This window comes from Egibacter rhizosphaerae (assembly GCF_004322855.1).
In the GTDB taxonomy this organism is placed as follows: domain Bacteria; phylum Actinomycetota; class Nitriliruptoria; order Euzebyales; family Egibacteraceae; genus Egibacter; species Egibacter rhizosphaerae.
This window is the reverse complement of record NZ_CP036402.1, coordinates 3,561,879-3,579,223: the sequence shown is the minus strand read 5'-3', so window position 1 is coordinate 3,579,223 and position 17,345 is coordinate 3,561,879. Positions and strand designations below refer to the sequence as shown.

At 72.8% G+C, this 17,345-nt stretch carries 17 protein-coding genes and 1 riboswitch; of the genes, 13 read left to right on the top strand and 4 right to left on the bottom strand.

The window, feature by feature from the left end:
* Positions 1-86: 86 nt before the first annotated feature.
* The gene (locus tag ER308_RS16435; protein WP_165492178.1) at positions 87-1,286 is read right to left on the bottom strand and encodes a TRAP transporter substrate-binding protein; all 1,200 of its coding nucleotides are present in this window, start codon (positions 1,284-1,286) and stop codon (positions 87-89) included.
* Positions 1,287-1,804: 518 nt separating this feature from the next.
* On the opposite strand from ER308_RS16435, the gene ER308_RS16425 reads away from it, so the two are divergent.
* From ER308_RS16425 to ER308_RS16370, 12 genes are all read left to right on the top strand, one after another.
* A complete protein-coding gene (locus ER308_RS16425) occupies positions 1,805-2,692 on the top strand; it encodes a GntR family transcriptional regulator (RefSeq protein ID WP_131155997.1) in 888 nt (295 codons plus the stop codon).
* Positions 2,679-3,797 (top strand): 5-methyltetrahydropteroyltriglutamate--homocysteine S-methyltransferase, encoded by a 1,119-nt coding sequence (locus ER308_RS16420; RefSeq protein ID WP_131155996.1) that lies wholly within the window; start codon positions 2,679-2,681, stop codon positions 3,795-3,797. Before ER308_RS16425 ends, ER308_RS16420 begins: the two co-directional genes overlap by 14 nt.
* A gap of 171 nt (positions 3,798-3,968) precedes the next feature.
* Positions 3,969-4,811, top strand: coding sequence for a CoA transferase subunit A (locus ER308_RS16415; protein WP_131155995.1), 843 nt, complete (start codon positions 3,969-3,971; stop codon positions 4,809-4,811).
* A 41-nt stretch (positions 4,812-4,852) separates the two neighbouring features.
* On the top strand, positions 4,853-5,623 hold the full coding sequence (locus ER308_RS16410) for a CoA-transferase subunit beta (protein ID WP_131157062.1): 771 nt from the start codon (positions 4,853-4,855) through the stop codon (positions 5,621-5,623).
* Positions 5,620-6,813 (top strand): thiolase family protein, encoded by a 1,194-nt coding sequence (locus ER308_RS16405; protein ID WP_131155994.1) that lies wholly within the window; start codon positions 5,620-5,622, stop codon positions 6,811-6,813. The genes ER308_RS16410 and ER308_RS16405 overlap by 4 nt, the downstream gene beginning before the upstream one ends.
* Positions 6,810-7,541 carry a protocatechuate 3,4-dioxygenase subunit beta gene (gene pcaH / locus ER308_RS16400; RefSeq protein ID WP_131155993.1) on the top strand — a complete coding sequence of 244 codons (732 nt, stop codon included), beginning with the start codon at positions 6,810-6,812 and terminating at the stop codon, positions 7,539-7,541. Before ER308_RS16405 ends, pcaH begins: the two co-directional genes overlap by 4 nt.
* Before the next feature lie 3 nt (positions 7,542-7,544).
* The gene (pcaG, locus tag ER308_RS16395) at positions 7,545-8,156 is read left to right on the top strand and encodes a protocatechuate 3,4-dioxygenase subunit alpha (RefSeq protein ID WP_131155992.1); all 612 of its coding nucleotides are present in this window, start codon (positions 7,545-7,547) and stop codon (positions 8,154-8,156) included.
* Positions 8,156-9,421 carry a bifunctional 3-oxoadipate enol-lactonase/4-carboxymuconolactone decarboxylase PcaDC gene (pcaDC, locus tag ER308_RS16390; RefSeq protein WP_131155991.1) on the top strand — a complete coding sequence of 422 codons (1,266 nt, stop codon included), beginning with the start codon at positions 8,156-8,158 and terminating at the stop codon, positions 9,419-9,421. The genes pcaG and pcaDC overlap by 1 nt, the downstream gene beginning before the upstream one ends.
* On the top strand, positions 9,396-10,268 hold the full coding sequence (locus ER308_RS16385) for an IclR family transcriptional regulator domain-containing protein (protein WP_131155990.1): 873 nt from the start codon (positions 9,396-9,398) through the stop codon (positions 10,266-10,268). The genes pcaDC and ER308_RS16385 overlap by 26 nt, the downstream gene beginning before the upstream one ends.
* A gap of 75 nt (positions 10,269-10,343) precedes the next feature.
* Positions 10,344-12,017 carry a dihydroxy-acid dehydratase gene (gene ilvD / locus ER308_RS16380; protein WP_205745671.1) on the top strand — a complete coding sequence of 558 codons (1,674 nt, stop codon included), beginning with the start codon at positions 10,344-10,346 and terminating at the stop codon, positions 12,015-12,017.
* Positions 12,018-12,044: 27 nt separating this feature from the next.
* Complete coding sequence (locus ER308_RS16375; protein WP_131155988.1) at positions 12,045-12,797, top strand: phosphorylase family protein; 753 nt, start codon at positions 12,045-12,047, stop codon at positions 12,795-12,797.
* A 121-nt stretch (positions 12,798-12,918) separates the two neighbouring features.
* A complete protein-coding gene (locus tag ER308_RS16370) occupies positions 12,919-13,155 on the top strand; it encodes a hypothetical protein (RefSeq protein ID WP_131155987.1) in 237 nt (78 codons plus the stop codon).
* A 25-nt stretch (positions 13,156-13,180) separates the two neighbouring features.
* On the opposite strand, the gene ER308_RS16365 is transcribed toward ER308_RS16370, so the two are convergent.
* Both ER308_RS16365 and thrC read right to left on the bottom strand, forming a co-directional pair.
* On the bottom strand, positions 13,181-13,474 hold the full coding sequence (locus ER308_RS16365; protein ID WP_131155986.1) for a MoaD/ThiS family protein: 294 nt from the start codon (positions 13,472-13,474) through the stop codon (positions 13,181-13,183).
* An 88-nt stretch (positions 13,475-13,562) separates the two neighbouring features.
* A complete protein-coding gene (thrC, locus tag ER308_RS16360; RefSeq protein WP_131155985.1) occupies positions 13,563-14,831 on the bottom strand; it encodes a threonine synthase in 1,269 nt (422 codons plus the stop codon).
* A 52-nt stretch (positions 14,832-14,883) separates the two neighbouring features.
* Positions 14,884-14,988, bottom strand: a riboswitch (SAM riboswitch).
* 74 nt (positions 14,989-15,062) lie between these two features.
* Between thrC and ER308_RS16355 the strand changes: the two genes are divergently transcribed.
* A complete protein-coding gene (locus ER308_RS16355) occupies positions 15,063-15,905 on the top strand; it encodes an HAD family hydrolase (protein WP_131155984.1) in 843 nt (280 codons plus the stop codon).
* Position 15,906: 1 nt separating this feature from the next.
* Here the strand turns inward: ER308_RS16355 and ER308_RS16350 are convergent, their stop codons facing one another.
* Entirely contained in the window at positions 15,907-17,235 is a 1,329-nt protein-coding gene (locus ER308_RS16350) for an AI-2E family transporter (RefSeq protein WP_131155983.1), read from the bottom strand.
* Positions 17,236-17,345: the final 110 nt, after the last annotated feature.

The window sequence follows — 17,345 nt, the reverse complement described above, 5'->3', positions numbered from 1 at the left end:
CACCCCTGCCGGTGCGCGGCAGGGGCGCGCTCAGGGGCGATCGGCCGGCCGGCGCGCGCTGCACCGGCCGGCCGACGTCGCCGACCCTACTGGCCGCTGATCTCGAGGAGACGCTCGTACATCTCCTCGGCCGGCACGTCGGGGTCCTGGTCCTGCATCCACTCGTCGGGGACCTCGTCGGTGGCCTCGATCCACTCGTCGAGCTCGTCGCCCTCGAGCTCGGTCACCTCCAGGCCCTCCTCCTCGAAGCTGGCCTGCACGTCCTCGTAGATCTCGTCGTAGGCGCGCGCGCCGGTCAGCGACAGCTCCCGACCGCTGGTCTCCTCGATGACCTGCTGCTGCTCGGCCGACAGCTCCTCCCAGGTGCCCTGGTTCATGACCGCGTACTGCGCACCCACGTAGAAGCTGCCGACGGTCGCGTACTCGAGGGTCGGCCAGAGATCGAAGCTGTTCAGCCCGGAGTTCGCGATCATCAGGCCGTCGATCACCCCGCCGTCGAGGGCGTCGAACAACTCGGGCGCGGGCAGGCCCTGCGCGTCCCCGCCGAGCGCCTCGACGAGGTTGCTCTGCTCCGGCCCGGGGGCGCGGAGCTCGAGGCCCTCGAGATCGGACGGTGACTCGACCGGCTGCTCCGTGGTGAACAGATCCCCGATGTCGTGCACCCACAGGGCGATGACCTGGGTGTCGTCGAACTCCTCCTGGAACTCGGGGAACTCCTCGTAGAGGTCCCACAGCCCGTCGGTGGCGTCCTCCGCGCTGTCCCAGACGAAGGGCAACTCCACCAGGCGCGTGATCGGGAAGCGACCCGGCGTGTAGCCGTGCAGCGCCCAGCCCATGTCGAAGGCGCCGGCCGCGGCGTTCTCGTACACCTCGTCCGGCGGCGACAACGCGCCACCGGGCTGGACATCGAACGTGACCGTCCCCCCGGTGCGCTCCTCCACGTCCTCCATCCACGGATCGAGCATGTTCACCGCCATCGGATGCTCGGCGGGGAAGGGGTGCGCCAGTGTGATCTCGACGTCCGGCCCCTCGGCCGCCTCCGCGTCCACGTCGTCGGTGTCCTCGGCTTCCTCGTCCGGCTCGTCGTCCTCGTCCGGCTCGTCGTCCTCGTCCGGCTCGTCGTCCTCGTCCGGCTCGTCGTCGTCCTCGTCCGGATCGTCCTCGACGTCCTCCTCGGGGTCGTCGTCGACCTCCTCGTCGTCGACGTCCTCCTCGCACGCCGCCAGGAGCAGCAAGGCGAGTACCGACAGGAGCAGCAGGGGCAACGGGGCTCTCGAGCTACGCATGGGATCCACCCTCCTCATCGACCGGCCACCCGCGTGGACGGGCTCACCGACAATTGCAGCGCCCGGACGACCCGGTCCACCGTCCCGCCTCCGGCAGGGGTCCGGATAGGAGCAGGCCGGACTCGCGGCCCGGCGCCTCTCGACCGAGGACTCTAGCCGCAGCGGACTAACAGCGCACATCCGTTCGCATCGCGTACGCAGACGATTGTCACCGAGAAGTCGAGGGGACGCAACGGGCCCGGTCGTATCCGAGCGGCCCGCCGTCCGGGCGCGGCGTCAGGCCGCGACCTCACACGGGCTGCATGCATCATCACCCGTTCATCCCCCTCACTGCATGCAGGACTCCGCCGACACGGCGCTGACTTCCCGCCGTACGGGGCATCGTGGCACCACCCACTGCCAGCGTTGCATGCAGGATCCGGGTCACCGTATGCTCATTCGGCGTCGCCGGACGTGCCCACCTCGGAGGCTTGCATGGACGACGTCCCACCGGAGCACGGGCAGCTGGGGTCGGCGAGATGACCGCCGCGACCGGCCGCGGCCCCGAGGAGCGGGACCAGCGACCCTCGCAGCAGCTCCGCGCCCAGTTGGGGCTGCGCGAACTGATCCTCGCCGGGGAGTTCGAACCCGGCGAGCGGGTGAGCGAGCTGCCCCTCGTCGAGCGCCTCGGGGTCTCCCGCACCCCGCTGCGGCTCGCGCTGACCGCCCTGGCTCACGAGGGGCTGCTCGAGGCCCACGCGACATCGGGGTTCGTCGTCCGATCCTTCACGTTCACCGAGGTGATCGACGCGATCGAGCTTCGCGGGCTCCTCGAGGGCAACGCCGCGCGGCTGGCGGCCGAGCGCGGCCCGAGACCAGCCGATGTGCAGCGAGCACACGAGCTGGTCACCGAACTCGACGAGATCGTGCGGCTCGGAGGCCTCGAGTTCGACGACTTCCTCGCCTACGTCGACCGGAACGAGGCGTTCCACGCGCTGTTGCTGGACATGGCCCGCAGCTCGGTCCTGCGCCGCGCACTGGAGCACGCGGCGGCGTTGCCCTTCGCCTCCCCCAGCGCCTTCGTGCACACCGAGGCCGAGCTGCCGGAATCCCACCGTGTCCTCGTCGTCGCGCAGGAGCACCACCGCGCGATCGTGGAGGCCATCGAACGGGGCGAGGGCGCCCGCGCCGAACAGCTGGGGCGTGAGCACGCCCGCATCGCGCGCCGCAACCTCGAGCTCGCGCTCACCGACGAGCGGCTCCGCGCCTCGGTGCCGGGCGGATCGCTGATCCTCATGCCCGACACGCAGGAGGTCGGCAAGGCCCGGGACTCGCCCTCGCCGCCAGACCGCCCGAGACCGCCCGTGGCGTGGGGCGGGACGCCCCACGCGCCAACCGACCAGGGAGGACGGCATGTCACTCGGTAACAAGCCCCCGTTCCGCGCCGACCACGTCGGCAGCCTGCTGCGGCCGACGGAGCTGATGCAGGCCCGCGAGCAGCACGCGGCCGAAGAGATCGACGACCCGAAGCTCAAGGAGATCGAGGACCGTGCGATCACCGAGGTGGTCGCCGCCCAGGAGCGGACGGGCCTGGCCGCGGCCACCGACGGCGAGTTCCGCCGCGCGTCGTGGCACATGGACTTCATCTACCAGCTCGGTGGGATCACGCGGGTCGACAGCGACCTCGCGGTGAAGTTCCGCAACGAGCACCGGTCCATCGAGTTCACGCCCTCGGCCCCCTACGTCGCCGAGAAGCTGCACCTGGCGTACCCGATCTTCGGGGAGCACTTCTCGTACCTCGCGGAGCAGGTGCGCACGGCGGTGCCCAAGCTCACGATCCCCTCACCCAGCATGGTGCACTACCGCGGCGGGCAGGCGGCCATCGACCCTGACGTGTATCCCGACATCGAGGAGTTCTGGCACGACCTCAGCGCCGTGTACGCCGAGCAGCTCGCGGCGGTCTACGAGCTCGGCTGCCGCTACCTGCAGCTCGACGACGTGAGCCTCGCCTACCTCAACGATCCCGAGCAGCGGCGGGAGCTCGCCGAACGCGGTGGCGACCCGGACACCCAGCACCTGCGCTACATTCGCCAGATCAACGCCGCCATCGCGGACAAGCCGAGCGACATGACCGTCACCACGCACATGTGTCGGGGCAACTTCCGGTCCTCCTGGGCCGCGGAGGGCAGTTACGACTTCGTCGCGGAGGCCCTGTTCAGCGAGCTCGACGTGGACGGCTTCTTCCTCGAGTACGACGACGCGCGGTCGGGGGGATTCGAGCCCCTGCGCTACGTGCCCGAGGGCAAGTACGTCGTGCTCGGGCTCGTCACGAGCAAGAGCGGCGAGCTCGAGGATCCCGACGCCATCAAGCGCCGCATCGAGGAGGCATCGAAGTTCGTGCCGCTCGACCAGATCTGCATCTCCCCGCAGTGCGGCTTCTCGTCGACTGTCGAGGGCAACGACCTGACCCACGACCAGCAGTGGGCCAAGCTGCGGATGCTGATCGACGTCGCCGAGGACGTCTGGGGCTAGCGTGCACGGCACGCTCGCCCCAGACCGCGAGGGCCCGCCGCACGGCGGGCCCTCGCTTGACGGGGCCCCCGCCCGCAGCTACTGTTCGCCAGAAGAACGATCGTACGTATGACGAACAGTTGACGGTGGGGAGGGCGGCTCTCGCGCCGAGCCCCTCCCCGCGGGAGTGGGATGGCACAGATCACGAGCCTCTCGGAGGGCGTCGCCGAGCTCGTCGGCGACGGGGACACCGTCGCCTTGGAGGGCTTCACGCACCTCATCCCCGTCGCCGCCGGCCACGAGCTGATCCGGCAGCGTCGGCGGGATCTCACCCTCGTCCGCATGACGCCCGACATCGTCTACGACCAGCTGATCGGCGCCGGCTGTGCGCGGCGTCTCGTGTTCAGCTGGGGCGGGAACCCGGGCGTCGGCTCGCTGCACCGCTTCCGCGACGCGGTCGAGCACGACTGGCCGCGACCGCTCGAGCTCGAGGAACACAGCCACGCGGGCATGGCCAACCGCTACGTCGCCGGCGCCTCCGGGCTGCCGTTCGCGGTCCTGCGCGGCTACAGCGGCACCGACCTCGCCGCGCACACCGACACGATCGCGACGGTGGCCTGCCCCTTCACCGGCGAGGAGGTCACCGCGGTCCCGGCGATCAACCCCGACGTGGGCATCGTCCACGCCCAGCGGGCCGACCGTGACGGCAACGTGCAACTCTGGGGCATCACCGGGATCCAGAAGGAGGTCGTGCTCGCCAGCGACCGTTCGCTCGTGACCGTCGAGGAGGTCGTCGACCGGTTCGAGCGGGTGACGGGCGACCTGGTCCTGCCCTCGTGGGCGATGACGGCCGTCGCTCCGGTTCCGGGCGGCGCCCACCCCTCCTACGCACAGGACTATTACGACCGCGACAACCAGGCCTACGTCGCATGGGACGCGATCAGCCGGGATCGGTCGACCTTCGGCGACTGGCTCCGCGACGAGCTCGGCGTGTCCCTGGACGACGAGCCCGCCGGCGAACGGGGTGAGCGGTGAGCACCGAGCAGGGCAGCCAGCGGGACTGGACCGCGGACGAGATGATGACCGTCGCGGCCTCGCGGGCACTGGCCAACGACACGGCTTGCTTCGTGGGGATCGGGTTGCCGAGCAAGGCGTCGAACCTCGCGCGCCGCACCCACGCCCCCGGCCTCGTGCTGATCTACGAATCGGGCACGATCGGCGCGAAGCCGGCCACGCTGCCGCTCTCGATCGGCGACGGCATCCTCGCCGAGACCGCCGACAGCGTCGTCAGCGTCCCGGAGATCTTCAACTATTGGCTGCAGCCCGGCCGCATCGACATCGGGTTCCTCGGCGCCGCCCAACTCGACCGCTTCGGCAACATCAACACGACCGTGATCGGCGACTACGACGACCCCAAGGTGCGGCTCCCGGGCGCCGGTGGTGCCCCGGAGATCGCGGCGAGCTGTGGCGAGGTCATCGTCGTCGTGCGCCAAACGGCGCGCTCGTTCGTGCCCGAGCTCGACTTCGTGACCTCGCTCGGGTACGGCCGGGGGGCCGGCGACCGCGAACGGCTGGGCGTGCGGGGCCGCGGCCCGACCATGGTCATCACCGATCACGGCGTCCTGGAGCCGGATCCCGGTACGCGCGAGCTCACGCTCACCCGAGTGCACCCGGGCGTCACCGCCGAGGAGGCGCGCGCCGCGACCGGATGGGAGCTCGCCGTCGCCGACGACCTGGACACGAGCCCGGAGCCGACCGCGACCGAGCTCGAGGTGCTCCGGGCGCTCGAGGCCGCGACCGCCGAGGCGGTCGAGTCCACACCCTCCGCACCAGGAGTGCGTACATGACCGCCCTCACCGAGACCTACGTCCTGGACGCCGTCCGGACGCCGTTCGGGCGCTACGGGGGCGAGCTGGCCGGTACCAGACCCGACGACCTGGCCGCCTACGTGGTCGCGACCGTGGTGGGGCGCCGTGCGGCGCTCGACCCCGCCGACATCGACGACGTGCTGTTCGGCAACGCGAACGGGGCGGGCGAGGACAACCGCAACGTCGCGCGCATGGCCGCGCTGCTCGCGGGCCTGCCGACCAGCGTCCCGGGAGCGACGTTCAACCGGCTCTGCGGATCGGGGATGGAGGCGATCATCGCCGCCAACCGTGCGATCGCGACCGGCGACGCGCGGCTGGTCGTCACGGGCGGTGTCGAGTCGATGAGTCGCGCACCGTGGGTGCTCGAGAAGCCCGAGCGCGCCTTCCCTCGCGGCCACGAGACGCTGCACTCGACGACGCTCGGCTGGCGGATGGTGAACCCGCAGATGCCCGAGCAATGGACGATCTCGCTGGGCGAGAGCGCCGACCTGCTTGCGGAGCAGTACGACCTGAGCCGGGAGGCCCAGGACGCCTTCGCACTGAAGAGCCACGAGCGCGCGGCCGCTGCCTGGGACGCCGGCCGCTACGACGCCGAGGTCGTCCCTGTTCCGGGGACCGAGCTCACCGAGGACGAGGGTGTCCGTCGCGACACCTCCCTCGAGAAGCTCGGCAAGCTGGGCCCGGTCTTCCGCCCGGGCGGCACCGTCACGGCCGGCAACGCCTCCCCCATGAACGACGGCGCTGCGGCCCTGCTCCTCGGGGACGCCGAGACGGCCGATCGGCTGGGGCCACCGCTCGCGCGTGTCGTGAGCCGCGGCGTGTCCGCGGTGGACCCCGACGTGTTCGGGATCGGCCCGGTGCGGGCGGCGGAGATCGCGCTGGAACGGGCCGGGCTCGCCTGGGGGGACCTCGCGGCGGTCGAGCTGAACGAGGCGTTCGCGTCACAGTCGCTGGCCTGCATCGCCGACTGGCGGGGGCTCGACCCCGAGATCGTGAACCCCAACGGCGGGGCGATCGCGATCGGCCACCCGCTCGGGGCGTCGGGGGCGCGCGTCATCGGGACCCTCGCGCACGAGTTGGCCCGGCAGGGCGGCGGCTACGGGCTCGCGGCCATCTGCATCGGCGTCGGCCAGGGGCTGGCGGTCGTCCTCGAAGGGAGCGCGCGATGAGCGAGAGCGAGATCCTGCTGCCCCGCTACCCGCGGCCGGACGGCGTCCATCCCCCGCTGCTGTTCCCCGACTACCGCTCGACGCCGCGGCGCGCTCCGTCCCGGCGCCTCGACGGGATGCCCCAGACCCTGACCGAGATCACCGGGCCGGTCTACGGCGAGGCGATCGTCCGCGACCTCGACGCGGACCTCACCCGGCAGCACGCCGACGAGCCGCTCGGCGAGCGGATCATCGTGCACGGTCGGGTCCTCGAGGAGGACGGCCGGCCGGTGCGCGGCGCGCTCGTCGAGGTCTGGCAGGCCAATGCCGGGGGGCGCTATCACCACGACCGCGATCGCCACCCGGCGCCCCTGGACCCGAACTTCACCGGGGCGGGGCGATGCGTCACCGACGACGAGGGGCGCTACCGGTTCGTCTCGATCAAGCCGGGCGCCTACCCGTGGGGCAACCACGACAACGCGTGGCGTCCGGCGCACATCCACTTCTCGCTGATCGGACGCTCGTTCATGCAACGGATCGTGACCCAGATGTACTTTCCCGGCGATCCGTTGTTCTACCAGGATCCGATCATGAACTCCGTGCCCGATCCCAAGGCGCGCAGCCGCATGATCGCCCGGTTCGACCTCTCCGAGACGGTGCCGGAGTGGGCGCTCGCCTACGAGTGGGACATCGTGCTGCGCGGGCGCGACACCACGCCGCGGGATCCCGACGACGAGCCGGAGGCGTAGACGGTGACCGACACGTTCGACTACGGGCCGACCCCGTCACCGGGACTCGGGGAGCCGACGGGGCTCACGCCCTCCCAGACCGTGGGCCCGTACCTGCACCTGGGCCTGCCCTGGCCCGACGGGCCCAACGCCGTGCCCGAGGGCACGGCGGGAGCCTTCTGGCTCTCGGGGCAGGTCCGCGACGGCGACGGCGCACCCGTCCCCGACGCGCTCGTCGAGACGTGGCAGGCCGACCCGGACGGCCGCTTCGCTCATCCCGACGACCCGCGCGAGCCCGGCCGACGCCCGCCGGGCTTCCGAGGGTTCGGGCGCTGCGACACCGACGGGGAGGGCCGGTACGCGATCCGCACCGTCAAGCCCGGAGCGGTGCCGGCCCCCGACGGCGGATGGCAGGCGCCGCACATCGCGATCGGGCTCTTCGCCCGCGGCCTGCTCGACCGCGTGATCACCCGTTGCTACTTCGCCGACGAGCCGGAGGCGAACGCCAGCGACCCGGTCCTCACCCGACTGGGCGAGGCCGAGCGCGTCACGTTGCTGGCCAGCCCCACCGCTGACGGCTACGCGCTCGATCTCGTGCTGCAGGGCGGGGACGCGACCGCGTTCTTCGACCTCTGATGCACCGCGTCACGCTGCATCGCACCGTCGACGGGCCGGCCGACGCGCCGGTGCTGCTGCTCGCCGGCTCGCTGGGCAGCACCCGAGCGATGTGGGAACCGCTGCTGCCCGCCCTCACCGACGCCTACCGGGTCGTGCGGGTCGATCTGCGCGGGCACGGCGGCTCGCCCGCGCCCCCCGGCCCCTACACCGTCGACGACCTCGCCGGTGACCTGCTCGGCGCGCTCGACGAGCTGGGGATCGAGCGCGCTCACCTGGGGGGCGTCTCGCTGGGCGCGATGGCCGCGATCCGCGCGGCCGCACGAGCCCCCGAGCGGGTGAGCAGCCTCGCGCTCCTGTGCACCGCCGCCAGGCTCGAACCGGCGGATTCCTGGACGCAACGCGCGACCACGGCCCGCACGCAGGGGACCGCGAGCCTGGCCGCCGCCGTCGCCTCGCGCTGGCTCACCCCAGCCGCGCAGACCGCTGACCCGGCTCGCCTCGCGTGGCTGGCGGCGATGATCGGCGCGACGGACGACGAGGGCTACGCCGGTTGCTGCGAAGCGATCGCCGCGATGGACCTGCGCCCCGATCTCTCCCGGATCGAGGCCGCTACGCTCGTCGTCGCCGGGGCCGACGACCCCGCGACGCCGCCCGCCGACGGCGAGCGGCTGGCGGCGGGGATCCCCGACGCGCAGCTCGAGGTGGTCGACCACGCGGCGCACCTCGCCAGCGTCGAGCAACCCGAGACGGTGGGGCGGCTGCTGCGCGCCCACCTCGACGCTCACCCCATCCCGTCGGCCGACGCGCCCGCGGCCCGCGCCCCCGCGGGTGGGGAGTCGGCCGCCGCCGAAACCCGCGACCCGCAGTGGGACCGCGGCATGCGGGTGCGGCGCAGCGTGCTGGGCGACGCCCACGTGGACCGAGCGACGGCGAACGCGACGCGGTTCTCCGCACCGTTCCAGGAGTACGCGACCCGCGCCGCATGGGCCGAGGTCTGGGCACGCCCCGGCCTCGATCGTCGCACACGCAGCCTGCTCACCCTCGCCCTGATGACCGCGCTCGGCTACGAGGACGAACTCGCCATGCACGTGCGCGCCGCGGTCGCGGGGGGCGTGACCGCCGAGGAGATCGCGGAGGTCCTCCTCCACGCGGGCCTGTACGCCGGGATCCCCGCGGCTAACGTCGCCTTCGGGGTGGCACAGCGCACCCTCGCCGATCTCGGTCTCGAGGCGGCGACCCAGGGGAAGGACGCACCGCATGACGAGCACCCCCGAGGAGACTGACCCCGACGGCCTCCCAAACCCCGCGTCGGCGGACGAGCCCACGGACCCCGAGCATCCCAGCGGGTACGTGCAGTCCCTCGCGCGCGGCCTCTCGGTGATCCGGGCGTTCGACGCCGACCAGCCCGAGATGACGCTGAGCGACGTCGCGCGGGCCACCGGGCTCACGCGCGCCGCCGCCCGCCGGTTCCTCATCACGCTCGTCGACCTCGGGTACGTGCGTCAGCGTCAGGGGCGGTTCGCGCTCACCCCGCGGATCCTCGAGCTCGGCTATGCGTATCTGTCCAGCCTGACCCTGCCCGAGCTCGCCCACCCCCACCTCGAACGTCTGGCCAGCACGGTCCGCGAATCCACCTCGGTCTCGGTCCTCGACGGCGACGAGGTCGTCTACGTCGCGCGGGTCGCGACCTCGCGGATCATGACCGTCCGCATCGACGTGGGGACCCGCTTCCCCGCGCACGCCACATCCATGGGCCGCGTCCTGCTCGCCCACCTCTCCGGCGAGGAGCTCGACCGCCGGCTGGTCGACACCAAGCTCGTCCCGCTCACCGACCGGACCATCACCGATCCGCAGCGGTTGCGGGCCGAGCTCGCAGCGGTCCGCGAGCAGGGCTACGCCCTGGTCGACCAGGAGCTCGAGGAGGGTCTGCGCTCGATCGCTGCCCCCGTGCGCGACGGATCCGGTCGGGTGGTGGCGGCGGCCAACGTCTCCGCCAACGCGACCCGCACGAGCGTGGACGAGATGCGCGACCGGCTGCTGCCCGCGCTGCGGGACGCGGCCGAGGCGATCAGCCACGACCTCGCCGTCGGCGCGGGCGGCGCGCAGTCGACGGTCGGGCCGCACGACTGAGCCGGCGGCTTGCACGCGGGGGACGCGTGGGACACAGTGACTCCCGTATCCGTGCCGCCTCACGAGGGAGCTGTTGTGGATCGTCCCCGCTCCACCGACGTCACCGAGGGTCAGCGTCGCGCGCCCGCGCGCGCCATGCTGCGGGCGGTCGGGATGACCGACGAGGACTTCGCCAAGCCGCAGGTCGGCGTCGCGAGCTCGTGGAACGAGGTCACCCCGTGCAACCTCCCGCTCGACCGGCTCGCGAAGGCCGCGAAGGACGGCGTGTCGCGCACCGGCGGGTTTCCCCTCGAGTTCAACACGATCGCGGTCAGCGACGGCATCAGCATGGGCCACGAGGGCATGCGCGCCTCGCTGGTGTCCCGCGAGGTGATCGCGGACTCGGTCGAGACCGTGATGCACGCCGAGCGGCTCGACGCGCTCGTCACGCTCGCGGGCTGCGACAAGAGCCTGCCCGGGATGATCATGGCCGCGGCGCGCCTCGACCTGCCCAGCGTGTTCATCTACGCGGGGTCGATCCTGCCCGGGCGCTACCGTGACCAGGCACTCGACATCACCAGCGTGTTCGAGGCCGTCGGTGCCTGTGCGGCCGGCACCATGAGCGAGGACGAGCTGGGCGAGATCGAGCGCCGCGCCTGCCCCACCGAAGGCGCCTGCGCGGGCATGTTCACCGCCAACACCATGGCCGCGGTCAGCGAGGCGCTCGGCATGTCGCTGCCGGGCTCGGCCTCCCCGCCCGCCGTCGACCGCCGGCGCGACGACGACGCGCGGGCCTCGGGCGATGCCGTGATGCGCCTCCTCGAATCGGGCGTGCGCCCGCGGCAGATCCTCACCCCGGAGGCCTTCGAGAACGCGATCGCGGTCGTCAACGCGCTGGGTGGCTCGACCAACGCGGTGCTGCACCTGCTCGCCATCGCCCACGAGGCCCGGGTGGACCTCCGGCTCGAGGACTTCAACCGCGTCGCCGCCCGGGTGCCGCACATCGCGGACATGACCCCGGGTGGACGCTTCCACATGGCCGACCTCGACCGGATCGGCGGCGTGCCCGTGGTCCTCAAGCATCTCCTCGACGAGGGACTGCTGCACGGGGAGGCGCTCACGGTCACCGGTCGCACGATCGGCGAGGAGCTCGAGGCGATCGACCCGCCGGCACCCGACGGGCAGGTCGTGCACGCCCTCGGCGACCCGCTCCACGCCGAAGGGGGGATCGTGCTGCTCTCCGGCTCCCTCGCGCCGCGCGGGGCGGTCGTGAAGGTCGCCGGCCTCACCGACGAGCAGATGCGGTTCGACGGGCCCGCCCGGGTGTTCGACGACGAGACCCACGCGCTCGACGCGATCCTCGCCCGCGAGATCCAGCCCGGGACCGTGCTCGTCATCCGCTACGAGGGCCCCAAGGGCGGGCCCGGAATGCGGGAGATGCTCGCGGTGACCGGCGCGCTCAAGGGCGCGGGCAGGGGCGGCGACTGCGCGCTGATCACCGACGGTCGGTTCTCCGGTGGCACGCACGGATTCTGCATCGGTCACGTGGCACCCGAGGCGGTCGACGAGGGGCCGATCGCCCTGGTGCGCGACGGTGACCGGGTCACGATCGACGTGCGCGACCATCGGCTCGACCTCGACGTCGACACCGGCGAGCTCGACCGCCGGCGCGGCGAGCTGAAGCACCCCGAACCGCGCTACACCACCGGGGTCCTCGGCAAGTACGCGAAGACCGTCTCGGGCGCCGAGCGCGGCGCCGTGACGGGCTAGCCGACCCGCCGGACGCCGGGAGCCGCCGTGGCCGATCCGCCCAGGGAGCCGTCCCACCCACCCGAGCTCCTGCTCGTGACGAGCAGCGCGGCGGCCGCCACGAGCGTCGCGCAACGCCTCGCCGACCCGAGGCCGGTGGAGACCGAGGGGTTGGCGGGCGAGCGGGGCGACCTCGCCGGTGCGGACACGGCGGTCCACGCGGTCGGCCTCGGGCGGGCCGCGGCCGCGTTCGCGCTCGCGCGGCTGCTGCGCGATCCCCCGACGGCGGTGGTCGCGTGCGGCGGGTTGCTGGCCTACCCCGACAGTGGCCTCGAGGTCGGCGACGTCGTATCCGGCACCGTGGACACCTACGCCGACCTCGGCGCCGAGCGGGAGGGGGACGGCCTCACCGACGCGGCGGAGCTCGGCTTCCGGGTCGCACCCGGCGCGCCCGGCCAGTCGTTCGTCTGCGATCCCCGCGTCGCCGAGGCCCTGCGCGATGCCGGAGCGGACCGGGACGGTCCCCTGCTGACCTCGGAGCTCGCGACGACGACGGCGGCCACCGCCGCGACGCTGCGACAACGCTGGGGCGCAGCGCTGGGCGAGTCCCGCGAGGGAGCGGCGGCAGCGCACGCGTGCCTGCTCGAGTCCGTGCCGTTCGCACAGCTCCGCAGTGTCACCGCGGTCGCCGGCGACGGGGCCACCGGACGGGCCGACGCCGAGTTGCCGCACCGCCTGCTCGACGTGCTCGCGACCGCGGTCCCCACCATCCGCGACACCCTCGACCACCCCTTCTCGTAGGGCGTCGATCACCGTCCGTCCCCGGCGGACGGACGGGAGGTGCCGAACGCCGGCCGAGCGGGGATACTGGGGGGTGCGACGCGGGCCCGCCCCGCGTTCCGGAACGCGCAAGGAGGCGCCGGTGGAGGTCCTGCTCATCGCTGCGGTGCTGCAGCTCGTCGCCGTGCTCGGACTGATCGTCCTCGCGTCGAACGACCCGGGGATTCCGCTGCGCTTGCGTGCGCGGCGTGACGGACGGACCGAACCCGCGCCCGACGACGGCGCGCTCACCCTGCGCCGCCGTGCCGCGTTCGTCCTGCTCGGTCTCCTGGCGGGCGCGACGGCCCTCGCGGCCCTCGGTGTCGGCCGCGTCTACTAGGGCGTCCAGCGGGCCCTGCCCGCGCCTACACGCCGTCGTCCGTCGACCCGCCCGCGACGGCGGGGATGATCGAGACGGTCGAGCCGTCGGGAACCGCCATGTCCAGGCCGTTCTGGAACCGCACGTCCTCGTCCTCGACGAAGATGTTGACGAAGCGGCGCAGATCCCCGGAGTCGTCGAGCAGCCGCTCGGCGATCCCGGGATGCTGACGCTCGAGGTCGTCGAGGACCCCACGCAAGGTCGTCCCCTCGGCCTCCACGGTGGCCGCACCGTCGGTGGCGGTGCGCAGCGGGGTGGGGACACGGACGGTGGCAGTCACGGGCGTCTCCTTCCAGGGTCGGTCACAACGGGGCGGATGAGCGGGGCGGATGAGCGGGGCCGATGAACGGGGCCGATGAGCTCGTCGCTCATGCCGACGCGAGCGGCGTGGTACCGCGTCCGGCGTTGGACAGCGCCTCCTCGAAGTCCCCGAGGCCGGCGCCGATCTCGAACGTCGGGCGAGCCATCCCGGAGATCGCGTCGGTCGTCTTCAGGCCGATCCCGCTGATGACGGCCACGGTGCGGCCGGCGGGATCGACCGCCCCCTGCGCGACGAGCTTGCGCAGGGTCGCGACGGTGACACCGCCCGCCGTCTCGGCGAAGACCCCCTCGGTCGAGGCCAGCAGGCGGATGCCCTCGACGACCTCGGCGTCGGTCACGTCCTCCATCGAGCCGCCCGTGCGTTGGACGGCGTCGATCGCGTAGTAGCCGTCGGCGGGCGTGCCGATCGCGAGCGATTTGGCGATCGTGTCGGGCTTGACGGGCCGGATCACGTCGCCCTCGCCCTTGAGGGTGGCCGAGATCGGCGCACAGCCGCTGGCTTGGGCGCCGGAGATCCGCCACTGCCCCTCGTCGACCAGGCCGACCTTCGTGAGCTCGCTGAAGGCCTTGTCGATCTTGACGAGCATCGAACCGGACGCCATGGGCGCGACCACGTGGTCGGGCAGTCGCCAGCCCAGTTGTTCGGCGATCTCGAAGCCGATCGTCTTCGAGCCCTCGGCGTAGTAGGGGCGGACGTTCACGTTGACGAACGCCCACGGGAACTCGCCCGCGACCTCACCACAGAGCCGGTTCACGTCGTCGTAGGTGCCGTCCACCGCCACGAGGTTCGGTCCGTAGACCGAACTCGCGATCACCTTCGTCTCCTCGAGGTCCCGTGGGATGAACAGGTAGGCGTCCATGCCCGCGTGCGCGGCGTGCGCGGCGACGGAGTTGGCGAGGTTGCCCGTGGAGGCGCACGCGGCGACCTCGAAGCCGAGGCTGCGGGCCGCGGACAAGGCGACGGTCACGACCCGATCCTTGAACGAGTAGGACGGGTTGACGGTGTCGTTCTTGATCCACAGGTCGGACAACCCGAGCGCCGCTCCCAGCCGGGGGGCCGGCACCAGCGGGGTCAGGCCGGCACCGAGGTCGACGCGGTCCCCGGGGGCCGCGTCGGGGAGCTCGGGCAGCAGGTCCGCGTAGCGCCAGAGGCTCCGCGGACCGTTCTCGATCCGCGCCCGCGACGTCACCCCGGCGATCGCGTCGTAGTCGTAGACGACCTCGAGCGGCCCGAAGCAGAACTCGCAGACGTGGACTGCCGCGAGCGGGGCGTCCTTGCCGCATTCGCGACAGCGCAACCCGGTTACGAAACTCATCCGTTGATCCCTCCTCGTCCGGTGCGCGGCCCGTGGCACGGAGGGATCGTTCGAGCCATCTACCCCCTCGCGTGGGGCCGGAGTTCGCACCTGCGCGCGGCGCGCGTGGTTGCGGCGGCGTCGACGGGCCGGTTCCCTCAGCCGCTCTCGATGGCACCGACAACCTTGGCAGCCGAACGGCTCGACCGCAAGCCGGCCCGGCGCGGGAGCCCATGGCATGCTTGCGCCATCGTGAGCTTCCTCGACGATGCTGCCGCCCGTCTCGTGGCCCTGCCCACGGTCCGCGTGCTCTACGCCGACCTCGACGGCACGCTGCTCGGCCCCGGCGGGTCGTTGCTGCACGACGTGCACGGCCGCCCCAGCGCTCGGGCCGCCACCGCGTTGGCCGAGGCGGCGGCCGCGGGCCTCCTCGTCGTGCCGGTCAGCGGCCGGCACCGGGCCCTGGTCGTCGAGAACGCCCGGCTGCTCGGCCTCGGCGATGCCATCGGGGAGGCCGGCGGGGTGCTCCACCGCGGTGGGGAGGTCACCTACGCCTGGGGGCAGTGCCCCCGAGGGCTGGCGGACACGCCCCGCGGCGCGCTCGAGGCGGCGGGGGTGGTGACCACGCTGCTCGAGGCGTTCGCGGGCGATCTGCGCCCCTACGAACCGTGGGACGCCGGTCGCGAAGCGGGCTTCCTGCTGCACGGCGACGTCGATGTCGGCCGCGCCAATGCCGTCCTGCGGCGAGCGGGCCTCGGCTGGGCCGAGCTGGCCGACAACGGACCCGCGGACGGCTGGCCGGGGCGCGCGGTCCGGACGTACCAGTTGCGCCCGCACGGGGTCGGGAAGTCGGTGGCGGTGGCCGAGGACCTCTCGGCCCGTGGCCTGTCGCCGCAAGCCGCGGCGGCGATCGGTGACTCTCCCGAGGACGCCTCGATGGCGAGCGCCGTGGGGGTCTACTTCGTGGTGGCCAACGGCACCGGAAGGCCACCGGATCCGGCGCTGGTCACCCCCGGCGCGATGGGTGAGGGCGTGGCGCAGGCGATCGAGGCGCTGCTCGCGGTGGCCGAGGTCCGCGCCGAATCAGGCACCTGAGCTACTGCGGCGGCGTGCTCCGCGTCCGGGTGACCGGCGGCCGCGCCGGGACCTCGCCGGCATCGGTACCGCCGGGGGCGCCGTGCTCGATCGGCGCCGCCTCGCCCGGTGACGGCCCCGCGGGGGCCTCGGCAGGGGTCGACCACTCGCCCGGGGGCGCGTCGTCCGGAGCCGCGTCGTCCGGGGTCGCATCGTCCGGGGTCGCGTCGTCGCTGCCGGCGCTCCGCGATGCCGCCTCGCCACGCGCCCAGGGGACGCGGGTGCGCCAGAAGTGGCCGGCCAGGACGTTCGCGGCCGCGACGATGGGCACCGCCACGATCAGCCCGAAGATCCCGTACAACGTGCCGGCGACGAGCAGCGCGAGGAGCACCACCAGCGGGTGCAGCCGGACGGTGCGACCCATCACCAGGGGCGACACGATCTGGTTGTCGCCCTGCTGCACGATCGTCATCACGGCGACGACGACGAGCGCCAGCCCGACGCCGTCGGTCAGCAGCGCGATCCCGACGCCCAGCGCGCCCGCGATGAACGGCCCCACGAGCGGGACGAGGTTGGTCACGCCGGCGACAACCCCGAGCACCAGCCAGAACGGCAGGCCGACGATCGCCAGCCCGATCGAGGTGGCGATCCCGACGTAGGCGGCGACGATCAGCTGCCCGCGGATGTAGCCGCCGACGACCTCGGACAACTGGCGTCCCACCTTGTTGACCTCGGCGCGATGGCTCGGTGGCAACAGGCCCTGCACCCACCGACGGACCCGGGGCAGGTCCCACAGCAGGTAGGCGGCGATGAAGGGTCCTACGACGATCGCGAGGCCGAGGGTGACGACCCCCGTCGCCAGCCCCGAGAGCCCGCCCAGGAGCTGGAACAGGGCGCCCCGGCTCTCGGGGTCCGCGAGGAACTCCTGGGCCTCCTCGGCGGCCGCGGCGGGATCGATCGCGTCGACGCCGACGTCGATGCCCACCCCGGCCAGCCACTCGTTCGCGTTGTCGGTGAGCTGCTGGCCCAGTTCGGGCAGCTCGTCGGCGAACGTGCCGACCTGTTCGGTGAGGGGCGGGCCCACCGCCGCCCCCAACCCGAAGAGCGCGCCGATGAACAGCGCGAGGGCGACGAGGGTCCCGATCAGCCTCGGGATCTTGATCCTGTTCAGCCCGCTGACGATCGGGTTGAGCAGGTAGACGATGATCAGCGCGACGAGCAGTGGGGGGACGACGACCGCCAACGGGCGCGCCAGCACCCACAGCAGCGCCGCGCCGAGCAGGACGAGCCCCACGGTGAGCCACACCCGGTAGGTGATACGCTGCAGCCGCGTCAGCTCGCCCGTTGCCATGTCCCGATCCTAACCACGTGGGACCGTCGGTAGGGATCGTCTGCACGTCCGGTCGGGATTCGTGGGAGTCGTGGGAGGGCTGGCACGTCCGTGGACCGACGGCCTACCCT